The organism is Psychrobacter sp. W2-37-MNA-CIBAN-0211, assembly GCF_040309405.1.
GTDB lineage: Bacteria > Pseudomonadota > Gammaproteobacteria > Pseudomonadales > Moraxellaceae > Psychrobacter > Psychrobacter glaciei.
This window is the reverse complement of the sequence record NZ_JBEOOU010000005.1, coordinates 157,297-177,046: the sequence shown is the minus strand read 5'-3', so window position 1 is coordinate 177,046 and position 19,750 is coordinate 157,297. Positions and strand designations below refer to the sequence as shown.

The following is a 19,750-nucleotide window of genomic DNA, read 5'->3' as shown; positions in this document are numbered from 1 at the left end:
GCATCTATCTCTCTCATTATAAATTGAATAAGGAGTGTGCATGTCTACGATTACGCAAGCAATGATTTTGGCTGCTGGCAAGGGAACGCGCTTGCGTCCGTTAACACTTGAAACGCCTAAGCCCTTAGTAGAAGTGGGTGGACAGCCGCTGATTGTTTGGCATATTAAGGCGCTACAAGCCGCGGGCATTACCGATATTACGATTAATGCCTCGTGGCTTGCTGACAAGCTCATGGATACCTTGGGTGATGGTAGCGAGTACGGAGTTAAATTGCATTGGTCAGTAGAAGATGATGAGCCTTTAGAGACCGCAGGTGGTATTTTTCAAGCATTACAAACCGGTAAACTGCGAGATGAGCCATTTATTTTAGTCAACTCCGATGTCTGGACGACGTATGATTTTGCTCAGTTGCGGGACTATACACTAGGCGCTGATCAACGGGCGCATCTGTTATTGATTGACAATCCAGAGCATAATAATGGCGGCGATTTTGCGATCAATAATGGTCTGGCCAGTGAGCAACCTATTGGCGAGGCAGACAAATATACCTTTGCCGGTATTAGTGTAGTGTCACCACGATTGGTCGATGGCGTAGTAACAGGGCAGCCGGCAGCGCTAGCACCTTTGCTCAGGAAAGCCATGCCCAAATTCCAAATTACGGCGGAAGTCATCACTGATAATTGGATAGATGTAGGGACGCCTGAGCGCTTAACGCAGGTCAACGAGTTTATTGAGAGCAATGGTAGCGACAATCACTTAGGCGCATAAACTCAATATTAAATAAAAACAGATTAATAAAAAAGCAGCGTTGATTTCTCGACGCTGCTTTTTTATGATATTAGCGATTGGCATCAAACGCCCATAGCCAATTTTATCAATTGGGCAATGGTGAAAATAACGGCAAACCCTGCTATATATAAACCAATGAACCATGTCCATTGTGATTGTTTCTTACTAAGCTTTTTCATGAAAATCTCCTGATTGGCTTATGAGTTATGGTCATCATGAATGAATAATGATAGCCACAGTTTTTGGCTGATTGACGGCATGACCCCAATCAATACATAGGCTTATGATCAGATTTGCCTTTAAAAGTATAGTATGCAAAAGCAGTATAACTTAAGATAATCGGCAGCATAATAACAGCGCCAATTAACATAAAGGATAGCGACGTATCTGCAGCGGCTGCCTCATAAATCGTCATTTGATACGGTACGATATAAGGGAACATGGCAAAACAGACGCCGATGTAACCCATCAAAAATAGAGCAACCGTCAATAAGAAAGGACGATATTCACGCTCCGTTTTTAAGTCTTTACGCATGAGAAAAAATAATAGTAGGACAATAATAGGCATAGGTGCGAGATACAATAAACTCGGGAACTTAAACCATCCTTCGAGTGCATTGATATCTGAAAAATACATAAATCCTGTGACAATAATCATCGCAACGACCAAGGCAGAGAGCATCCAGCCAGAGACTTTGCGCGCCCAAATTTGTAAAGTATGCTCCGTTTTTATGATGAGCCAAGTAGAGCCAAGTAAAGCATAACCGATAATCATCGCAAAGCCACAAACGATAGCGAAAGGCGTAAACCAGTCAAAAGGTCCACCAGTATATAAGCGGTTGCTGGCTTCAAGACCTTGTACGAGCGCCCCAAGCATGATGCCTTGAGAGAAGGCTGCGACGACCGAACCGACAAAAAAGGAGGTGTCCCAAATATGACGACGTGACGAAGCTTTAAAGCGGAACTCAAACGCCATTCCGCGCATAATAAGACCAAAAAGCATGGCGGTTACTGGTAAATAAAGACCTGTCATAATAATACCGTAAGCGACTGGGAAAGCGGCAAACAAACCACCGCCGCCCAATACCAACCAAGTTTCATTACCATCCCAAAATGGCGCAATAGAGTTCATGATTCGGCTACGATTCTTATCGGAGCCTGCAAACGGGAACAAAATGCCACAGCCCAAATCAAACCCATCAAGTAACACATAGATAAATACAGATAGAGCGATAAGTCCGCCCCAAATGAGAGGTAAGTCTAATACATCACCGTAGTTAAACATTAGCGTAACCCTCCATCATCAACATCGTCCGCAGGAGTATCTAAATCTTCTTCAGTGTTTTTAGCAGGATTCTTATCACCGCTTAATGCGCGACCTTGACTCTCTGTCACTGAATGTTCATAGAAGTTATCATCAGCAGGGTTCTCATAAGGTTTGGGCCCTTGTGCAATCAAGCGCAAAATATAAAAGCTACCAGCACCGAACACGAAGATATACAGGATGATGAAGCCAATCAGTGTCGTTGCTACTTGCTGAGCGGCAAGGGGTGACATGCTCTCAGCCGTGCGAATTACGCCATATACTGTCCATGGCTGACGCCCCGTTTCAGTCACAAACCAACCAGCCAATAGTGCGATAAAACCAAGCGGTGTCATCATCATCCACGCTCGGTGGAACCATAAGCTTTCGGGGTTAAACTGTTGTTTCTTGAAATACTTGTAGAGACTGAATAAACCGACCGATACCATTAGCATACCAATGCCAACCATGATGCGGAATGCCCAAAAAACAACAATGACGGGCGGCTGATCTTCAGGTGCCCAATTTTTAAGGCCTTTTACTTCACCATCAAGCGAATGGGTAAGAATCAAACCGGTCACATAAGGGATTTTTACTTCGTACTTATTGGTTTGGTTTTCTTGGTCAGGAATCGCAAATAAGCGTAAAGCCGCACCGCGCTCATCCTCCCAAATACCTTCCATGGCGGCTACTTTGGCTGGTTGATGCTCAAGCGTGTTTAAGCCATGCTCATCGCCAATCAATACCTGTGCAGGCGCTACAAATATGGCCATAATCATTGCCATACCTAGCATTACCCGACCATGCCGACGGTGTTCTGTGTGTTTTTTAGATTGAATATAATAAGCACCGATACCACCAATGACAAAGGCAGTAGTCAAGAACGCGGCCGTCATCATATGAGCATAGCGGTAAGGAAAGGAAGGATTGAATATGATTTCGAGCCAATCAGTAGGATATAGTAGCCCGTCTGCACCCATCATAAAGCCTTGCGGCGTTTGCATAAAACTGTTGGCTGCCAAAATCCAAAAACCTGAAATCAGCGTACCGATGGCGACAATGGCAGTGGAAGCGAAATGCATGCGTTTGCTGACGCGTCCCCAACCAAACAGCATGATACCTAAGAAAGAGGCTTCTAAGAAAAACGCGGTCAATACTTCATAGGCGAGTAAAGGACCTAGGACGTTACCAGCTTTATCTGCGAACACCGCCCAGTTAGTACCGAACTGGTAAGACATCACCACACCTGACACCACGCCCAAACCAAACACTACAGCAAATATCTTTACCCAGTGCTTATAAACTTCAGCGTAAACAGGATCACCTGTTCTCAACCAACGGAACTCAAGAACCGCTAGCCAGCTGGCAAGCCCGATAGAAAAAGCAGGAAAAACAATATGGAACGAGATAACAAAAGCGAATTGGATGCGCGCCAGCATCAGCGCATCAAGTTGGTCAATCATAAACGTAGCGAACATAAATGGTTACCCTTATCTATTAGCTGAATAGCGCTGGCTTCCATACAACGCAAGTAACTGTCCGTAATTGACCATATGATAAGGTGGCAACGATTGATTACGGGCAATAGCTCAGTGTTTACTCGCGAGCAATATTAAAAATAAAATGCGGCTAAGATCATCACTGTTTAGCTGGGTTAAGTAACTTACATCCTTATAAATTAATATATTACTGTCATTTGCTATGGATCTATTATGCGCTTCCCTAGATATACACGCAAGCTGCCCAAACACGCAGTTAAATACCTAGTAGTCACCCGAATAGTATCAAATGTACCTAAAAAACTTGAATTTATAGCTATGAAGCACAATATATTGCCTAATTTATATCAGCAGTACACGGCTGTTACATAGGACTTATAGATAGCTGATGGACAAATTTTTTGCTGCTTTGGCATATGGCATATATTTACCTCACTCCTGTAATTGTTCATGCAAAATCTGTCGCAGCGTTAGTACGGTTTGTGGATTTTCTTGGATGCTATGGCCACCATTAATGACGGTTTCAGAGGCCGCACCTTCGAGATGGGCGCTGGTGTAAGGGACGATACCATCTGACAAGCGTTCGGTCAGTGCTTGGCTGATATCTTCATCGACAGTCACAGCGGCCACGATTGGTTCACTGATTGACTCAGATTCAGATGCATGGTCATTACTTGCATTCTCGCTATTGTCCTCTTCTGATATTTCTTGGGATAAGTCAATTCTTGCACCACCGGGTTGCATTAGCGCCAAGCCGTTAGTGATATCGGCATCGTTATTAGCGATAATTGAATGATAAGTAATGCGATCATTGATGCTGATGTCTTTGGTTAGCTGAATAAAAGACGATTTATCGCTTAGTTGGCTGGCACCATTCTGCAAATACAGAGCACCTAAGGGGTTTTGCGCCAAGTCGCCCTGAATGGCGAGGGTGGCCACGTTATCGGTGACAGTCTTGACCAATCCCACAGGTAAATACACGATGCGCCTTAGCGCCCGAGTAAACCAACGATCGGCATAGTCGGTGCCTTGAAAGGGTGAGGACAAGAAGATGGCAGTATCGACTTGTGGCAGAGTGTGTAACTCAAAACGGTTACGCAGATCGTCGTTAGCAAAGGCTTTTTTCAGTATTTCATCGACTCGTCGTTTACTGCTGTTTTCGAGTAAATTTTTATCCTCTAAAGCGTCTAAGTTGTTGGCCAAATTGTCATCAGACAGCATCATGCGGGAGATGATACCACCCATGCTATGACTGATAATCACGCTGTTTTTGCTGGCGCGATTTTGTCCTTCAGGATCGGTCTGTTGATACGTACTATTGATCAATTCCTGAATTTGATAACGGTTCTCTAAAATAGGTAAGTTGGTCGGATAAAAAATCTGCCATACCTGATAGTTATCACGTAACTTATCATCATTAAAAATATCGTTGGTCAAATTTACCCACGTGGCGGGACTAGACGCCAAGCCATGTACCATAATGATTACCCGCTTATCAGGATCGTAAGGCTCTAGCATAAACAGCTTGGGTAAGCTGGCCTGTTTTTGGCGGGTGATTAGGTTTAAGTAACCGACGCCATCGAGCTGGTTCTCTGCCAGCCATAGTCCATAGCCAGCAGAGAAGTTCGCTGCCAGTGGATAGTCATCACCTAAAATATTGGCGCTCTCGCTGCGATAAGGGTTGTATAAATGAATATCGAGCTGATGACTGCTGAGCGTATCAAGGACGCTATCTCCAGCGGGCTTAATTAAGCCCGTCATCAACAAATGCCCTGTAGGATAGATGCGTGAGCTGGGCGCGCTATCATCTTTTTTTCCGTCAACGGTATCTTTGTTGAGCTGCCCCGATAGTGAGGAAACCAACAGCTGTCGGACGGTCGTGGTATAGCGATCATCCAATGAAGCGACTAAGCTAATACCCAGTCCTGGACGTTTGCTGATTGAGTTAAGGCCTGAGAGACGCAGCTCATAAGTGGACACCAAGTCGGCGAGCGCTGAGGTTTGTTTTTGTGCATTTTTTAGATAGTTACTTTCGTTGGGCATAAATATATTGAGATTATAACGGTCTACTTGCACCTTCATCACTTCGATCTGGTCAGTAGGTTTGCCATTTAACGATGCTCGGTTTGCGATCGCTTCTTGTTTGCTCGTATCTTGAGACACCGTGCTCATTGGTAGATAGTCCACTTCGGTCTTACCCATCAATTTATTTGTGCCATCTACTGATTGATATAGTTGGGTAATGACGTCATTGCTGGCTGCGTTATAAATATCTTGAGTTTGGATGTCAATATCGCTTGGAATACGGTTTTTTGCCTGAGATTGACTTTTTACTTTATCTGCTCCTTCAAAGTCATGTGCCAAACTGTCATAAAACAGATAGGTATAGCTGGATTTGATGGCATCAAACAGTTGACTTTGGTAGTTGATCAAGCATTCGTCTGTATTCTTCTGCTGACTATCGGCTTCAGTATCACTCAGAGGCGCGTTGGCATAATAAGGATCAAGCGGCGGACGAGTGAGGGCATTTTGACACTCTTTGGAGTCGGCAAGCTGACGAGCTCTGGCATAATGTAATTCTGAAAACACAGCCAGCGCTGGACGGTAATTTTCATTGAGCATGCTGTCAGTGAGCTGCATTAGGCACAAATCAAACTGTTGAAAACAGGCCTGTTCGTTGAGTCCTGCTGATAACAAGGCTGACGCTGTGTCAGTACTGAGCTCATTGTCTGTGACGATATTGCCGCGCTGTGCAGAAATGGTCTTCGCTGATGCTTGCTTTTCAACCGATACGGTACTACAAGCTGTTAGTAGCGCCATTGCCGTTATGAGCCCTGATAGGATGACAGGCTTTATTTTTATAGTAGCGTGTGTTGCCGGATTACTGACAGGGCGAGTGAAGGTCATAGGTAATTCCAATAAATAATAGTCATGCCTATAGTCATCATAGGTCGTCAATATAATAAAACGAGTGTAGCGCAACTTTTTGGATTTCACTATTTTATTTGAAACTTCAGGTGTAATGGACAAAATTAATAGTAAAATTTTGTTTAATAATATTTAGAATAAAATGAGTGTGACGATAACGTATCAAATTTTTAACCTGCATGGCTAAATAGGTTATTTGAATAAGCAAAAGAAAAAGAAAAAGCAACAATGACTAGGGCGTGTCTTCATTTCAAAAATGGTGATAAAAATGAGATAAATTGCCGTCAAACAAGAAAAATAGCGCAGATAATATCGGGATATTAACCAGCTATTTGACGATGTTTGGCAAGATTTAGCCATTTTTAGCCCATTTAGATGACTATCGAGTGAATTGAAGACAGGCCCTAGCATTGAGCCAAAAAAAACCTTCTTTTTATATTGATATCAAACCAATACAAAAAGAAGGCGTTACGTACTTTAGTTTTAAATCAGATACTAATAATTGAGATTAATATCTGGATTTATGCCCCTGGCTTCACGTCGATATCAGGCGCTGGTATGTCCCAAATATAAAACTTGCCATCTTCAACGAGCTTAATTTGTTGACGAATAACCGCATTATTAGGGACTTGTTGCTCGAGACGACGCAAACGCTCTAGAGCATTATCGCGACGATCACTTAACAAGTCTGACTGTGCCAAGCTCTGCTCCGCTTCGGTGTAGCCCAAAGAGACGGCTCGGTCTAGATATTTTTGACCTTCTTTGAAGCCACCGCCTTCTGATAACATCATACCGTATAAGAAGTTGGCTTCACCACTATCAGATTTGATCTTGATGGCACGGTCGACATATTTGCCGCCACGTACCGTATAGTCTGAGCCTAAGTCCAAATTACGTCCCATACCATTGAGTTTGGCCGCCCGAAGTAGCACGTCATAAGAAGCATTTGGCGATTGGGCATAAGGCTCAATCCATTCGGTCAATACTTTGATTTTTTCACGAGTATAGTGACGTTGTGAGCGATTAGGAAAGTTCGGTGGATAATGACGGGCGTTAGGAGAGACGTCTTCAATAAAGTCATCTAGCAAGCTAACGTCAAGCTTATCAGTACCTAAACCTTGCTGCTGTGGAACCAACACTGTCGGTACAAAGCTGACGCTTGAAAGTTGCACTTGCGGCGTTGGAATATTAGATAGCTGACCACCACGAAGGTCAATGCCGGTTGCTGTCATTGGTCCACGCTCGTACACACGAGTCGTCCCTGTCAATTCCGGAGTTGCTACTGCTGGTGCTTGCGGTACTGCCGCTGACTGTACAGCGTTTAATGGCGGCTGACTTTGCTGGGTGCTAGTTGGTAGGGCATTGTTCTGCTGAGTACTATTTGCCGTTGCCATATTTGCCGCTACGTCGGTTTGAGCCGTACTGGCAGCAGCGTTAGCATTTGGTTTAGCAAGACGAATGACGCGTCTGCTTGAATCCATGGCACTAGGGACAGCAGCGATTGTGCTAGCGCTAGCTGTGCTGTCAGTTTCTGCCGCATTAACAGGGACAGACAACATCATGGCACAGGCAGCCGCTAAGGCGGTCAAGGTCGCAAACTTAGGCGCTTTAGTAGATGAGTCGGTAGACAAGCTAGAGTGGTTGATGGCTTTCATAAAAGTCGTTACCTTGTGTATTAAGTCGTTATTTACAATCGATTGATAGTTGTTTTGTATTATCGAAGCTATTTTGTATTGTCTAAAATGTTTTGTATTATTGGCGCGCAATCTTGCACATTTCTAATACCCTAGCAAATTAAGCTGAATGCTATCAGTAGTAGGATTGTTAAATTAAATAATTCAGTCAGCTCTATGAGAGGCGCTAATCACTATGCATTTACAGATGATAAGCCGTGGCTTTCATCCGATTTGCCATCCAACGCATGGTCTGACGCACTGGTGGTGATAAGGCCGCGCCGCCACTTGCTAGTGCCAGCTCGCGATGGTGCAATTCTTCAATATCCATTTGCGCCAGTATCTCTCTTGAGCGCTGATCATGGACGGGTAATTGCCCAATATGCTCTTGCAGATGCTCGCTGACTTGCGCCTCGGTTTCGGCGACAAACCCCAAACTAAACTCGTTGGAGATAGTGCCTGCTACTGCGCCAAGACCGAAAGACATGCCGTACCATAATGGGGTAAAAAGGCTGGCATGACTGCCTAACTCCTTTAAACGTGTCTCGCACCACACCAAATGATCGACTTCTTCTTCGGCTGAATGCTGCATGGCTTGCTTGACGCCATTGTCTTTGGCAGCAAAGGCTTGACCGTGATATAGACCTTGCGCACATACTTCGCCAGTATGATTGATGCGCATCAGTCCTGCCACGTGACGCGCCTCCGTAATGGTCAGCTCAGGAATATCGTCATTACTGACGGGCAATGGACGGGTACTGGGGTTTGAGTGCGGAACAACCGCTCGCAATGCCTTGTCAACCCCAAGTAATAACTGGTCAATTTTGGATAAGGGACGCAGGGCCATGATTCACTCCTGATGGCTTTATTTTTTATCAATAAAATGCTTTTATTAAGGCTATTTGCTTTTTAAGGCAGTCATATTCTGTTCATGCACATTACTATAGCAAACAATACAAATTATCGGCACCACTATTATCGGCTGTATGATTCAGCAAACACCAACTCTACTAATGCTCGTTAGATCTTCTAAGTATTTAATCCTGTCGGCTAAGCTCGTCATCATGAGTTTGGATGACCGCATGCTTCGCGTGTTTGTTCAGCTTAATATATAAAAACGCACCAAAAGCGATGTTTAGCAGACCAGTGACCAAGAATAATTGCGGTAGCGTCAATCCTAAGGTGTTGAGCACCACAATCGCAAAAATCGCTGAGCTGACCATAAAGATGGCATTAAAAATGTTGTTGGCACCAACGATACGTGCACGGTGGCTTTTGGGCGCGTAAGCCTGCATAGACGCATATAAAGGAACAATATATAAGCCGCCACTAAACCCTAAAAAGAACAAATCGACAAACACGCGCCAACTGCCACTCACGCCAAACAAATCACCAATACCCAATAACGTCTCAGTATTCACGTCAATGTTTAATCCTGACAAGGAAAAATACAAATCGATAGCAAAAATACTTAAACCAGCAATACCAAAAGGCAGTAAGTGTAAACTGACTTGGTTTTTGGTCAAGGTTTTACATAACAAAGACCCGATCGACACACCAACAGAAAATAACGTTAATAGAAAAATAACCACTGACTCATCGCCATGCAAAATGACTTTGCTGAATTCTGGTACTTGGGTCAAAAACGTCGCGCCATAAAACCAAAACCAGCTGTTGCCAAGAATGACAAAGAATAAAAACGGCAGCGAGTATAAATAGCGTACCGTCGACCAGCTGGTGGTAAAAATATTCCAATTAATCTTGAGCGTCGGCTGCATGGCTGGCATCGTAGGGATGTATCGGGCTGCTAGATAACCCAAAACAGCGACGACCAATACGGTGGCGCTAATCCAATAAAGGGATTGCGATAGCTGGGTCAGAACACCAGCGACAATCATACCAATGAGGATAGCCAGTGAGGTGCCCATCTGAAACAAACCATTGGCACCGACGAGCTCATCTTCCTTCATCGCTTGCGGCAAGTAAGCGTATTTAATCGGGCCAAAAAAAGTTGAATGTGTGCCCATCAAAAACAACGCCACAAATAATAAGCCGTACCACTCAAAGACAAAGCCTACAGCAGCAATCGCCATAATGACCAGCTCAAGCATTTTAATGAAGCGCGTGAGCTTTGACTTTTCAAACTTATCAGCTATTTGTCCCGCCAATGCCGAAAATAGAAAGTAGGGTAGTATAAATAGCATTGCCGCTAAGTTATTTAAAATACTAACTTCCATGCCCAACTGACTGGCAGCGGTATAAGTCAGTACTAATATGAGTGCTTGTTTAAAGATATTGTCATTGAACGCCCCCAAAAACTGGGTAAAAAACATGGCGCTAAAACGGCGGCGCTTAAATAACTGAAACTGATTGGCCATGAAGATTCCTACAGATGGATCGCGGCTGATAGATGAAAAATAAGGGCTGCGCGCAGCTTTTGAGGTGCCAGCAATTATCAATATTATCAAAAACTTATCGAAATATAGCATAGGTTTTATCAATATTAAGCCGTATAATAGCAAGGCTTTGATAAAAATACATGCGCCCGATGCTATGATTTCATAATTAACTAAGTTATGATTTGTAAATTTTACATGGTTGTCTTTTGAAGGGTTACCTTGTGAAAGCATCAATGAGGTGAAGGTATCAATGAGACTCAAGACTCGGTATCACTTAAAACGACCTATTTTATGCTAGCAAGTTTAGATGATAGACGTTCAGCGCTAAAACTTAGCAATAAAAAAGTACGGTAGTCCATAGAGCATCTCAGTTAACTGTTATAAGTTTATTCACCGGTAATACCTGATGAGTCTATCGTCAGTGACTTGTGCCGCGTGAGGTGATAGGAAATAAGTATACATGGAACAGCAGCCTTCAACTCTAGCGCGCCACTTGTCAGTTACGCAGTGTAATGCGTTAACCAGTCATGATGGGAACAATATCAAACCCTCTAAATATGCCGCGATTGATGAGTTGCAGCCGGCATTGTCGCGTACTTATTTTACACGCTCAGCGATTTTTAGTGCATTAGCGACCAGTTTGGTGGGCTTTGGCATCGCGCCTATGGCATTGGCTGAGACCACAACAGGTATCGATACTAGCAGTCAAATCATTGATAGTCAGAACGCTGGTTCTCAGAATGATGACACGCAAAATACAGCCAGCCGGTCAACCGCCAGTACTGCGACACTAGCCCAACCACCAACACCCTCACAGCCCCCAACCCCTCGTGAGCCATCTTCTACTGAAGACACTCAGCTCGATATCGCATTGGATGCCTTGCGACTAAAAAGAGCCGTGGAACAAGGTATCATTGATAAGTCGGTATTAGATGATTATAGAGAACAAAACCTAAGTAATAGGCCGCCTAATAGTAAAGAGACAGACGCGCAAAATTCACTATCTAAGCAAGCATCTGCAAATCAGCAAGGTGTTGATGATAATGTCGACAATGCCAATACCAATGACAATGATTTGGATAATGAGCTTTATGATGTAGACGACTTGAGTGACGCGCAGGCGAACGTTGCCAATAAGGATTTGTTGCAGCAAGCCGAGACAGTTCAGCAGCAAGGCTATCAGATGATGACGCCTGAGGAGATTGATCGCGAGCTGGCAGCGCTAGATAGGCAAAATGCGCAAGACATTGACAGTATCAATAATGGTAGCGCCGCTACTAGCACTGATATTAATGGCATGAATGGTATTAGCAATAACGACAGCGACTTTGATGCGCCTATCGCGACGTTAAACGATACCAACCCGCCTATCGGTTTAGATGTGAGTCTCGACGCCACCAACTTGCCAGCACCGAACAACCTTGATACGTTAGGAAGAAATGAGACGGCGGCTGAACAGGCTAAGACCGCTGAAATCATGGCACGACCCATTAACGTAAGCGATGCTGTCAGTAGTGGAAGCGCTGATGACGATAATAATATTATCGATGACCAGATGTCAGTCAGTGCAGATAATGTGATAGGAGAGGAAGGCGAACAATCAGATATCATCAATCCAAATGATTATTTGCCAGATTATCAGTCCGAAACCCAAGCCGTCAATCAAAGTATCCTGCAGGCCAAAAAGCCTAAGGCGCTGTCTCGCAAAAAAACCAATATCGTTAAGCGGCTCTATGATAGGTTGTTTAATGATGGTGCTCTAGCGCTACCACATGTAGAGACAACGGTTTACTTGCAGCAAGTCGCTGCTGACGATGCGACTAACGCTCAACCAAAAGTTATCGAAGCAGACGAAGACACGCAACCGATTAAGAATATTAAGGCAGCGCTTGATGACACGACCGTCCAATCTGTCGTTGACTTTACGGCAGCTTTACCGCGTCTGCGTCAAACGGCATTAGATGCCGCAAAAGCCGTTGGTTATTACGATGTGACCTTACGTCTGCGCCAACCCAATAGCGACATCATTGAGGTGGTTATTGAGGATTTAGGCGAGCCGGTCACTGTTGACAGTCGTATTGTCGAGATTCGTGGCGAAGGTAGCGCGCAAGAAGAATATCAAGCGTTAGAAAAAGAGCTGCCACCGCAAGAAGGCGATGTATTTAATCATCGCGTCTACAAAAACAGTAAAGCAGCGCTTGAGTCACTCAGCAATACTTATGGCTATTTCGACCAATATTGGTTAAACAAATCAGTCGATATTATTTTGCCAGACAACACCGCTGATATATCGCTGGTTTATAACACGGGCGACCGTTATGAATACGATGATGTGGTGTTTTTTACTTATGATGCAGCGACCAATACTCTGACCCGCGACCCTGATAAGCTACCTGTCGAACTGTCTTTATTGCAGCAGTTGTTTGATTTTAAACCTGGCGATCCATTCTATCGCCCCGATATTACCAAATTTAGTAACGATTTATCGGCGACGCGTTATTTCAACACTGTGAATGTCGAATCCATTTTGCCACCCAATGAAAGCAGCGAAAACAGTACTTTAGCTTTTGATAATGCACCCGCCAATACTCTTGACAACGATGTTGATGGTGAGGTCAATGCTTCAGAAATTATCGATGGCGTAGCGGCAGCAAATAATGGGGCAGAGAGTAGTAATACGAATGGTACTGTTCAAAATGGCACTGTCCAAAACAGTGATGAGGCAAATGGCAGTGAAGGCACCAACACTGCCAACAGTGGAGAAACAGTCAATCCGGCTGATATCGCTGCCATTGAGTTTGAGGCAGACGAGCAAACACTGGAAAAACTTCAAGCCATTAAACAAAAAGCCAATCGTTTAAGTCGCCTACCAGATGATCGGGTATTAGATGAAAAAGACCAAGAGACAGACACGATTTTAGGTAAAATCAGTGACTCTATTAGCAACGTGGCACAAAAAATATTTCCGGATGAAAAAAGCATTCTTGCGGATGAAAACTTTGTACCACCAACGCTGGCAGGACGTAAAACGCCGCAACAAGTACGAGAAAGTAAAAAAGTCCCACTATATGTCTTTGTCTCTGCCAGTAAGCCACGCGATGCCCAAGTAGGTATTGGTTATGGTACCGATACTGGCGTACGTGCCACGGCGAAGATAGATTACAATCTACTCAATCGTCAAGGCTATCAGGCAGGGGCAGAAACAGAAGTCTCTAGAATTACTAAGAATGTTTCGGTCTATGCCAGCCGACCGTGGAAGCATCCGCTTAATGATAAGTTAGATGCTCGCCTGACTTATGAAGAGGAAGTCATCGATCAAGGCGAAGGCAACTTTGATCTGTCTACCCGAACGCTAAAAGCGGCATTGGCACGTAATATTCGCCGTGACAGTGGCTGGAATCGTAGCTACTCTGTGCGTTACCGTTTAGATGAGTTAGAGACGGGGGTGGATGAAGCCAACTTAGAAGATCTGCCCATACGTTTTACGTCTTCTAGCCCGCAGCAACAAGCGCTGTTATTGGGTTATGGTATGAATAAAACGGATGTGGATAGTGCAACCAATCCGACACGCGGTATCCGTCAGTATTACTCTATTGAAGCAGGAACTGAAAAGGCATTAAGCGATACGGATTTGGCGATTGTGCGTGCGGGTGTCAGCGGTATATATAGTTTTGGTAATGATAATAAACACCAAGTTCTTGGTAGCCTCAATACCGGCTACATTTGGGCCGATGACTTTTATGACGTGCCTTACAAGTTGCGCTTCTTCGCGGGTGGCGACCAAAGTATTCGCGGCTATGATTATGAAAGCTTATCGCCAATTGACAAAGGCTATCTGACGGGTGGACAAATCCTCGCCGTTGGTAGCGCCGAATATAACTATGAATTTAGACCTGGCTTCCGTGGTGCGTTGTTTACCGATGTGGGTAATGCCTATGACAAAGACTTCGAGACTGAAACCAAAGTCGGCGTCGGCGTTGGTATTCGCTGGGCATCGCCAGTCGGTGTGGTGCGGGTTGATGTCGCTGCTGGTGTGACAGAAGAGAGTATTCCGGTTCGATTGCACTTCTTTATCGGATCGCCTTTATAAGAGCCTCGTCAATCGTTTTTTAGCGATTGTTGACAATTATTTTTTAACGTAGTTGAGTGTGATGTTGACCGAAAATACCCCGCCTAATGATTCATCGGATGAAGATCCGGCGCAACGAGATGCCCGTGCTGTAAGACGTTGGTATCCGCTGTCTTTTTTGCTCAAACTACTGGTGCTCATACTAATTGTGCTAGCAATTATGTTCGCCGTATTTTTTTATGCGGCTGGTACTGAATCAGGTACCAAGTTCTTATTAGAAAAGATCAGTGCCGAGACGGGTATTAAATTCAAATATGGGCGCGGTAATTTACGTGATGGTTTGTTGGTCACGGATATCGATATCGAGGCGACCGAAGACCTTGAAGTACGGGTAGATAAAGCCTATGTCAAAATAGGCTGGCGTGCAGTATTTGCAAAAGAAGTCCATCTACGGGATGCAGACATTCAACGTATTGAGATTATCAATAAAAAACCACCAACGGGTGAGGCTTTCGATTATAAAACGCTCAAGCTACCGGTGAACCTGCGTTTTGATCAAGCAAAAATAAAAACGATTGTCTATAAGCAAGTGACGAAAGACCCTATCATCGTCCATGACATCAGAGCTCGTGACTTGACATGGGTTGGCAGCATGGTCACGGTAGGTCGTGGTGACTTACGCTATGCGGACATTGTCAAAGTCAGTGCTTTACAAGGCGAGATTGATCTTCAAGGTGACTATCCGTTAGATTTGAGTGCTATTGCTGAAGTGAGTGCTTTAGACAAAGCCTATATCGATCCGCTAAATATCACTGCCAAAGGCAGTTTAAAGCGTACTGTCGGCAAAGTGCGTAGTCGCTATAATGATAGCGATGTCAGCGGTGATTTTGTCGTACAGGCATTGGACAAGGATTTGCCACTTCAAGCAAAACTGCAATGGGATGATATTTTGATTCCTTATGCTGAAAGCCAAAATATTCGTTTAAAAAGCGGCACGGCCACTGCCTCAGGTGTCATCTCTGAGATACGCCTGCGTATCAATACCGAACTGACTGCCAAAGATATCCCTTCAGGGCATTATCAAGGGCGGGCAGTGATTGCCAATAGCCAACTGCGCATTGATCGTTTGGATGCTCAGGTTCCAGCTGGAAACTTAATACTACAAGGTATTTTAGACTGGAAAAATAGCTTCGATGCAAAAGTACGAGTGACCGGTAGCAATTTCGATATTCGCCGTGTCATTCCTGACGACTATGCTGACTTCAAAGCCTATGCCCCGCAAAAACTAAACGGTCGACTATCGCTACATTATCAACAACAGAACAGCGCGGGTAACTTAGAAGTTGACGCAGATTTCCGTCAGCGTGATGGCGAGCATATTAATGCCAATATTACCCAAGGTAAGACCTCTGCGAAGATCAAACAGGCAGCGCCTTTATATATCGATGCCACTTGGCAAAATCTGACCCGTCGTAACGTCCCTAACATCGGTAATATCGATAGCCCAAGCGGTCAAGCGGATGTCATCGTGCGCGGTTCGACCCTCTCTATCGATGCCAATGCGGTGATCAATGAGCTGAATGCCGCTCCCAAAGGCAACTACGATGTACGTGTCCGCAAAGTGGGTAATGTCATTGATATCAATCGCCTTAATTATGATGGCATCGTCGGTGACCTATCGGGTACAGGGCAAATCCAACTGGCGAGCAAGCAGCGCCCATTGACGTGGCAAATTGATGCCCGTACCAATGGCTTACTGCCCAAAGAGTATCGTAGTGACTTACCGCTTGAGCGTCTAACGGGCAGCATTAGTGCCAGTGGTCGCTTAGTGAATATCACCAAAAGCGGGGTCAAGGGTCAGCGTCATATTATTAATTTAAACAATACCGATTTGCAGGCGCAGCTTGATGCCACGCAAGACGGTCGTGCTATCGGTATCACTGGTGGCGGTGACGCCAAAGTCGATATCGTTGGTGGCGAGCTGTCTATGTTCGATGCGCGTTTTGATGGGCAGGTCGATACTGCGGATGTACCAAAGGGTCGTCTGTCTATCGATGCGGCTGGCACGCCAAGACTGATCAGTATTCGCAAGCTCAATTATAACGGTGAGGCTGGCGCAGTGAATGCAAAAGGTGTCATCGATTTGCGTAAAAATATTGGTTGGACAGTTGACGGTCGCTTTGATAACTTCAATTTGGGTTATTTTTTACCCAATAATCCCGCCATTATTACTGGTGATCTAAAAACCAATGGTGAGTGGCAAACTGCATCCAAGAACAACGCGAATGCTAAAAGTAAATTGAATAGCTTTGCAGTAAATTTTAACGGTGTATTAGATGCCGAACAATTACCAGCAGGCAAACTCACCATTGATGCCAGTGGCGATGCTCAACTTATCCGTATCAAACGCTTCCGTCATGTCGGCGCTGCAGGTAGTATCGATGCTAGCGGCACTGTCGATGTACGTAAAGGTATCGCTTGGGATATCAAGGCGGTAATGAATCGCTTTAATTTGGGTTATTTCCTCAAAAGTACGCCAAGCGCTATCACTGGTACTATAGATACCGACGGTCGCTGGAGTGACACCCAGCAAACCATTAATATCAAACAAATCAACTTGACTGGCATGTTAAAAGGTCAGCCGCTTAGTGCAAAAGGCAGTTTAGCCGCGAAAATGCGTCTGCCAAAAGACTTGGCGAGCTACTTTAAGCGTCTGCAAACGCAAGATGCACAAGCGCAATATAAGCAAGTGAATGCCTTAATCGACAGTTTAAATGCCAATAACCTCGTCTTACGTTGGGGTGATAATTATATAACTGCTAATGGCAATGCCAAGCAATTACAAACCAAGATTAATATCACCAGTCTTGATCAGCTCTCCAATAAGCTGACTGGTAAAGTGACCGGCGGTGCGACCTTATCGCAGCCTGCGGGACAAGCCTTGCCCACTATTTATATTGATTTAGTCGGTGAGCGTATTGCGCTCCCAGGTTTTATATTGCGTCAAGGTCGTATTCGCGGCAAAATCGTCAACTTAGCAAATAGCCCAAGTCAGCTGATTGTCAGCGCTGAAGGCTTAGATGCTGCGGGACAGAGTTTTAAAAGCGTTAATGCGTCTTTCAATGGTACTGAAAAGTCGCACGTGGTCGATCTAAACGTCGCGAATGAGCAACTTGATATTGCGGCAAGACTCAAAGGTGGCTTTAATCGCGACACACTCAGTTGGTCTGGGGTGATTGGTAAAGGTCGCGTCAAGTCTAGATATGCCACGTTGAACCAACTACAGCCAGCGCAATTAATCGTCAATTTGCCCAACAATCAGAACGGCAATAGCCGTGAGCTTAAAGTGCAACTTGCCGCACACTGTTGGCAGGCGGCAGATCAAACTGGCAAGCTGTGTTTACGTGAAAAATTAATCGCTTCGCCATCTGGTGGTCAGGTTGACATAGTGCTACAAAAGCTGGATACCTCGCTATTTTCAGTATTTCTACCTAAAGATATTGATTGGCATGGTCAGATCAATGGTAAAGCCGTTGTCGGTTGGCAACGCGGTCGTCCACCGACTATTAATACCACTTTATATTCTGACAATGGCAAAATCGGCTTGCTACAAGACGGTGATAGCGCTCCTATAAGTCTGTCATATAAGCGTGTATCACTGATTGCCTTGTCAGTACCTGAGGGTCTTAAATTACGTACAGACATCAATACTGGTCGCGGGGCACGTGGTTATGCGGAAGTTATTGTCGATCCTTATAAAGATCCTAAACCCATCTCGGGCGCATTGGTGCTTAATGAGCTCAATTTAGCGATTTTCAAACCTTTCTTCCCCGGTATGCGCGTACTCGAAGGTAATATCACCATGGCGGGTGGTGTGGGTGGCACATTGGATAAACCACAGTTCTATGGCGATGTTAAATTGGCCAATGGTCGTATCGCGATGCTGGATCTGCCTGTCAATTTAAGAAAAGTTAATGTCGATGCTAAAATTCGTGGCACGCAAGCGACTGTTGATGGAACCTTTAATAGTGGTACGGGCAGCGGCACGCTAACCGGAACGGTAAACTGGCAGCAAAAACTACAAGCCAAACTGAGTATCGCTGGTGAGCGTCTAGTACTGACCCAGCCACCATTGCTATTGGCTGAGATTAATCCTGATATCGATATCATCGTGCGTCCAGGCGACCGTTACGTCAACATTACAGGTGCTATCAGTGTGCCGTCGGCAACCATTCGTCCGCCAGAAGCCAGTGAAGACATCATTACGCAAACTGAAGATGTGGTCGTCCTTGATCGTCGTCTTATTGGTAATATCGACGAAGTTTTAGCTATCTCAAAACCTTGGTCGATCAATGCCGATATTGGCGTAGATTTAGGGGATGATATTAATTTCCGTGGATTTGGTGCCGTTATTCCTTTGGCAGGTGCTATCAATATCACTCAAAACGGCACGGGCATTATGCGCGCTACAGGGGTGGTACAAGTATCACGCCGTACCAATATCAATGCCTTTGGTCAGAGTTTAGAGCTTAACTATGGTCAGGTACGCTTCAATGGTGATGTCATGAAGCCTAACTTGAGTATTGAGGCCGCCAAAACCATTAGTGGAAAAACAGTTGGCGTGCGTGTTAAAGGCAGTACTGAGAGCCCAAATATTATTGTCTTTAACAATGCTGGTCTTACTCAGCAGCAAGCAATGAATGCCTTGGTAACGGGTCGTATCGATAATAAGAGCGCCACACAAATCAGTGAGCAAGGATTTAAGTCACAAGTGACTAATAATCTAGCCGCTGCTGGTCTGAGCTTTGGGCTCAGTGGTACACGCAACTTGACCAATCAAATCGGTCAAGCTTTTGGTCTACAAAGCCTGACCGTTGATGCTTCTGGCGGTAGTGAAGATACCAACGTCAATGTCACCGGTTACGTGACTCCTGACTTATATATTCGCTACGGTGTGGGTGTTTTTAATGCGCAGAATAGCTTATCTGTCCGTTACCAATTGACCCGTCGCATTTACGTCGAGGCAACGTCAGCGGCAGAGAACGCAGTTGATGTGGTCTATAGTTGGCAGTTTTAGGTAACGCTGTCA

Annotated in this window: 10 protein-coding genes; 3 read left to right on the top strand and 7 right to left on the bottom strand. The window is 44.8% G+C overall.

Annotation, left to right across the window (positions count from 1 at the left end):
• Nucleotides 1-40: 40 nt before the first annotated feature.
• Entirely contained in the window at nt 41-769 is a 729-nt protein-coding gene (gene murU, locus AAEY72_RS07620; protein ID WP_352310090.1) for an N-acetylmuramate alpha-1-phosphate uridylyltransferase MurU, read from the top strand.
• 83 nt (nt 770-852) lie between these two features.
• On the opposite strand, the gene AAEY72_RS16670 is transcribed toward murU, so the two are convergent.
• The 7 genes from AAEY72_RS16670 to AAEY72_RS07590 all read right to left on the bottom strand — a co-directional run bounded on the left by AAEY72_RS16670 (nt 853) and on the right by AAEY72_RS07590 (nt 10,571).
• A complete protein-coding gene (locus tag AAEY72_RS16670) occupies nt 853-969 on the bottom strand; it encodes a DUF2474 domain-containing protein (protein WP_439293445.1) in 117 nt (38 codons plus the stop codon).
• Nucleotides 970-1,058: 89 nt separating this feature from the next.
• A complete protein-coding gene (cydB, locus tag AAEY72_RS07615) occupies nt 1,059-2,075 on the bottom strand; it encodes a cytochrome d ubiquinol oxidase subunit II (protein ID WP_010200190.1) in 1,017 nt (338 codons plus the stop codon).
• On the bottom strand, nt 2,075-3,571 hold the full coding sequence (locus AAEY72_RS07610; protein ID WP_352310089.1) for a cytochrome ubiquinol oxidase subunit I: 1,497 nt from the start codon (nt 3,569-3,571) through the stop codon (nt 2,075-2,077). Before AAEY72_RS07610 ends, cydB begins: the two co-directional genes overlap by 1 nt.
• A gap of 453 nt (nt 3,572-4,024) precedes the next feature.
• Complete coding sequence (locus AAEY72_RS07605) at nt 4,025-6,499, bottom strand: esterase/lipase family protein (RefSeq protein ID WP_352310088.1); 2,475 nt, start codon at nt 6,497-6,499, stop codon at nt 4,025-4,027.
• Between the two features lie 542 nt (nt 6,500-7,041).
• Complete coding sequence (locus AAEY72_RS07600; protein WP_352310087.1) at nt 7,042-8,175, bottom strand: hypothetical protein; 1,134 nt, start codon at nt 8,173-8,175, stop codon at nt 7,042-7,044.
• Between the two features lie 220 nt (nt 8,176-8,395).
• A complete protein-coding gene (gene coq7, locus AAEY72_RS07595; RefSeq protein WP_026037258.1) occupies nt 8,396-9,034 on the bottom strand; it encodes a 2-polyprenyl-3-methyl-6-methoxy-1,4-benzoquinone monooxygenase in 639 nt (212 codons plus the stop codon).
• A gap of 196 nt (nt 9,035-9,230) precedes the next feature.
• On the bottom strand, nt 9,231-10,571 hold the full coding sequence (locus AAEY72_RS07590) for an MFS transporter (protein WP_352310086.1): 1,341 nt from the start codon (nt 10,569-10,571) through the stop codon (nt 9,231-9,233).
• A gap of 481 nt (nt 10,572-11,052) precedes the next feature.
• Between AAEY72_RS07590 and AAEY72_RS07585 the strand changes: the two genes are divergently transcribed.
• Together AAEY72_RS07585 and AAEY72_RS07580 are read left to right on the top strand one after the other, a co-directional pair.
• Nucleotides 11,053-14,682 carry an autotransporter assembly complex protein TamA gene (locus tag AAEY72_RS07585; protein ID WP_352310085.1) on the top strand — a complete coding sequence of 1,210 codons (3,630 nt, stop codon included), beginning with the start codon at nt 11,053-11,055 and terminating at the stop codon, nt 14,680-14,682.
• Between the two features lie 61 nt (nt 14,683-14,743).
• Nucleotides 14,744-19,738, top strand: a complete 4,995-nt coding sequence (locus AAEY72_RS07580; RefSeq protein WP_352310102.1) for a translocation/assembly module TamB domain-containing protein — start codon at nt 14,744-14,746, stop codon at nt 19,736-19,738.
• The last annotated feature ends 12 nt before the right edge of the window (nt 19,739-19,750 follow it).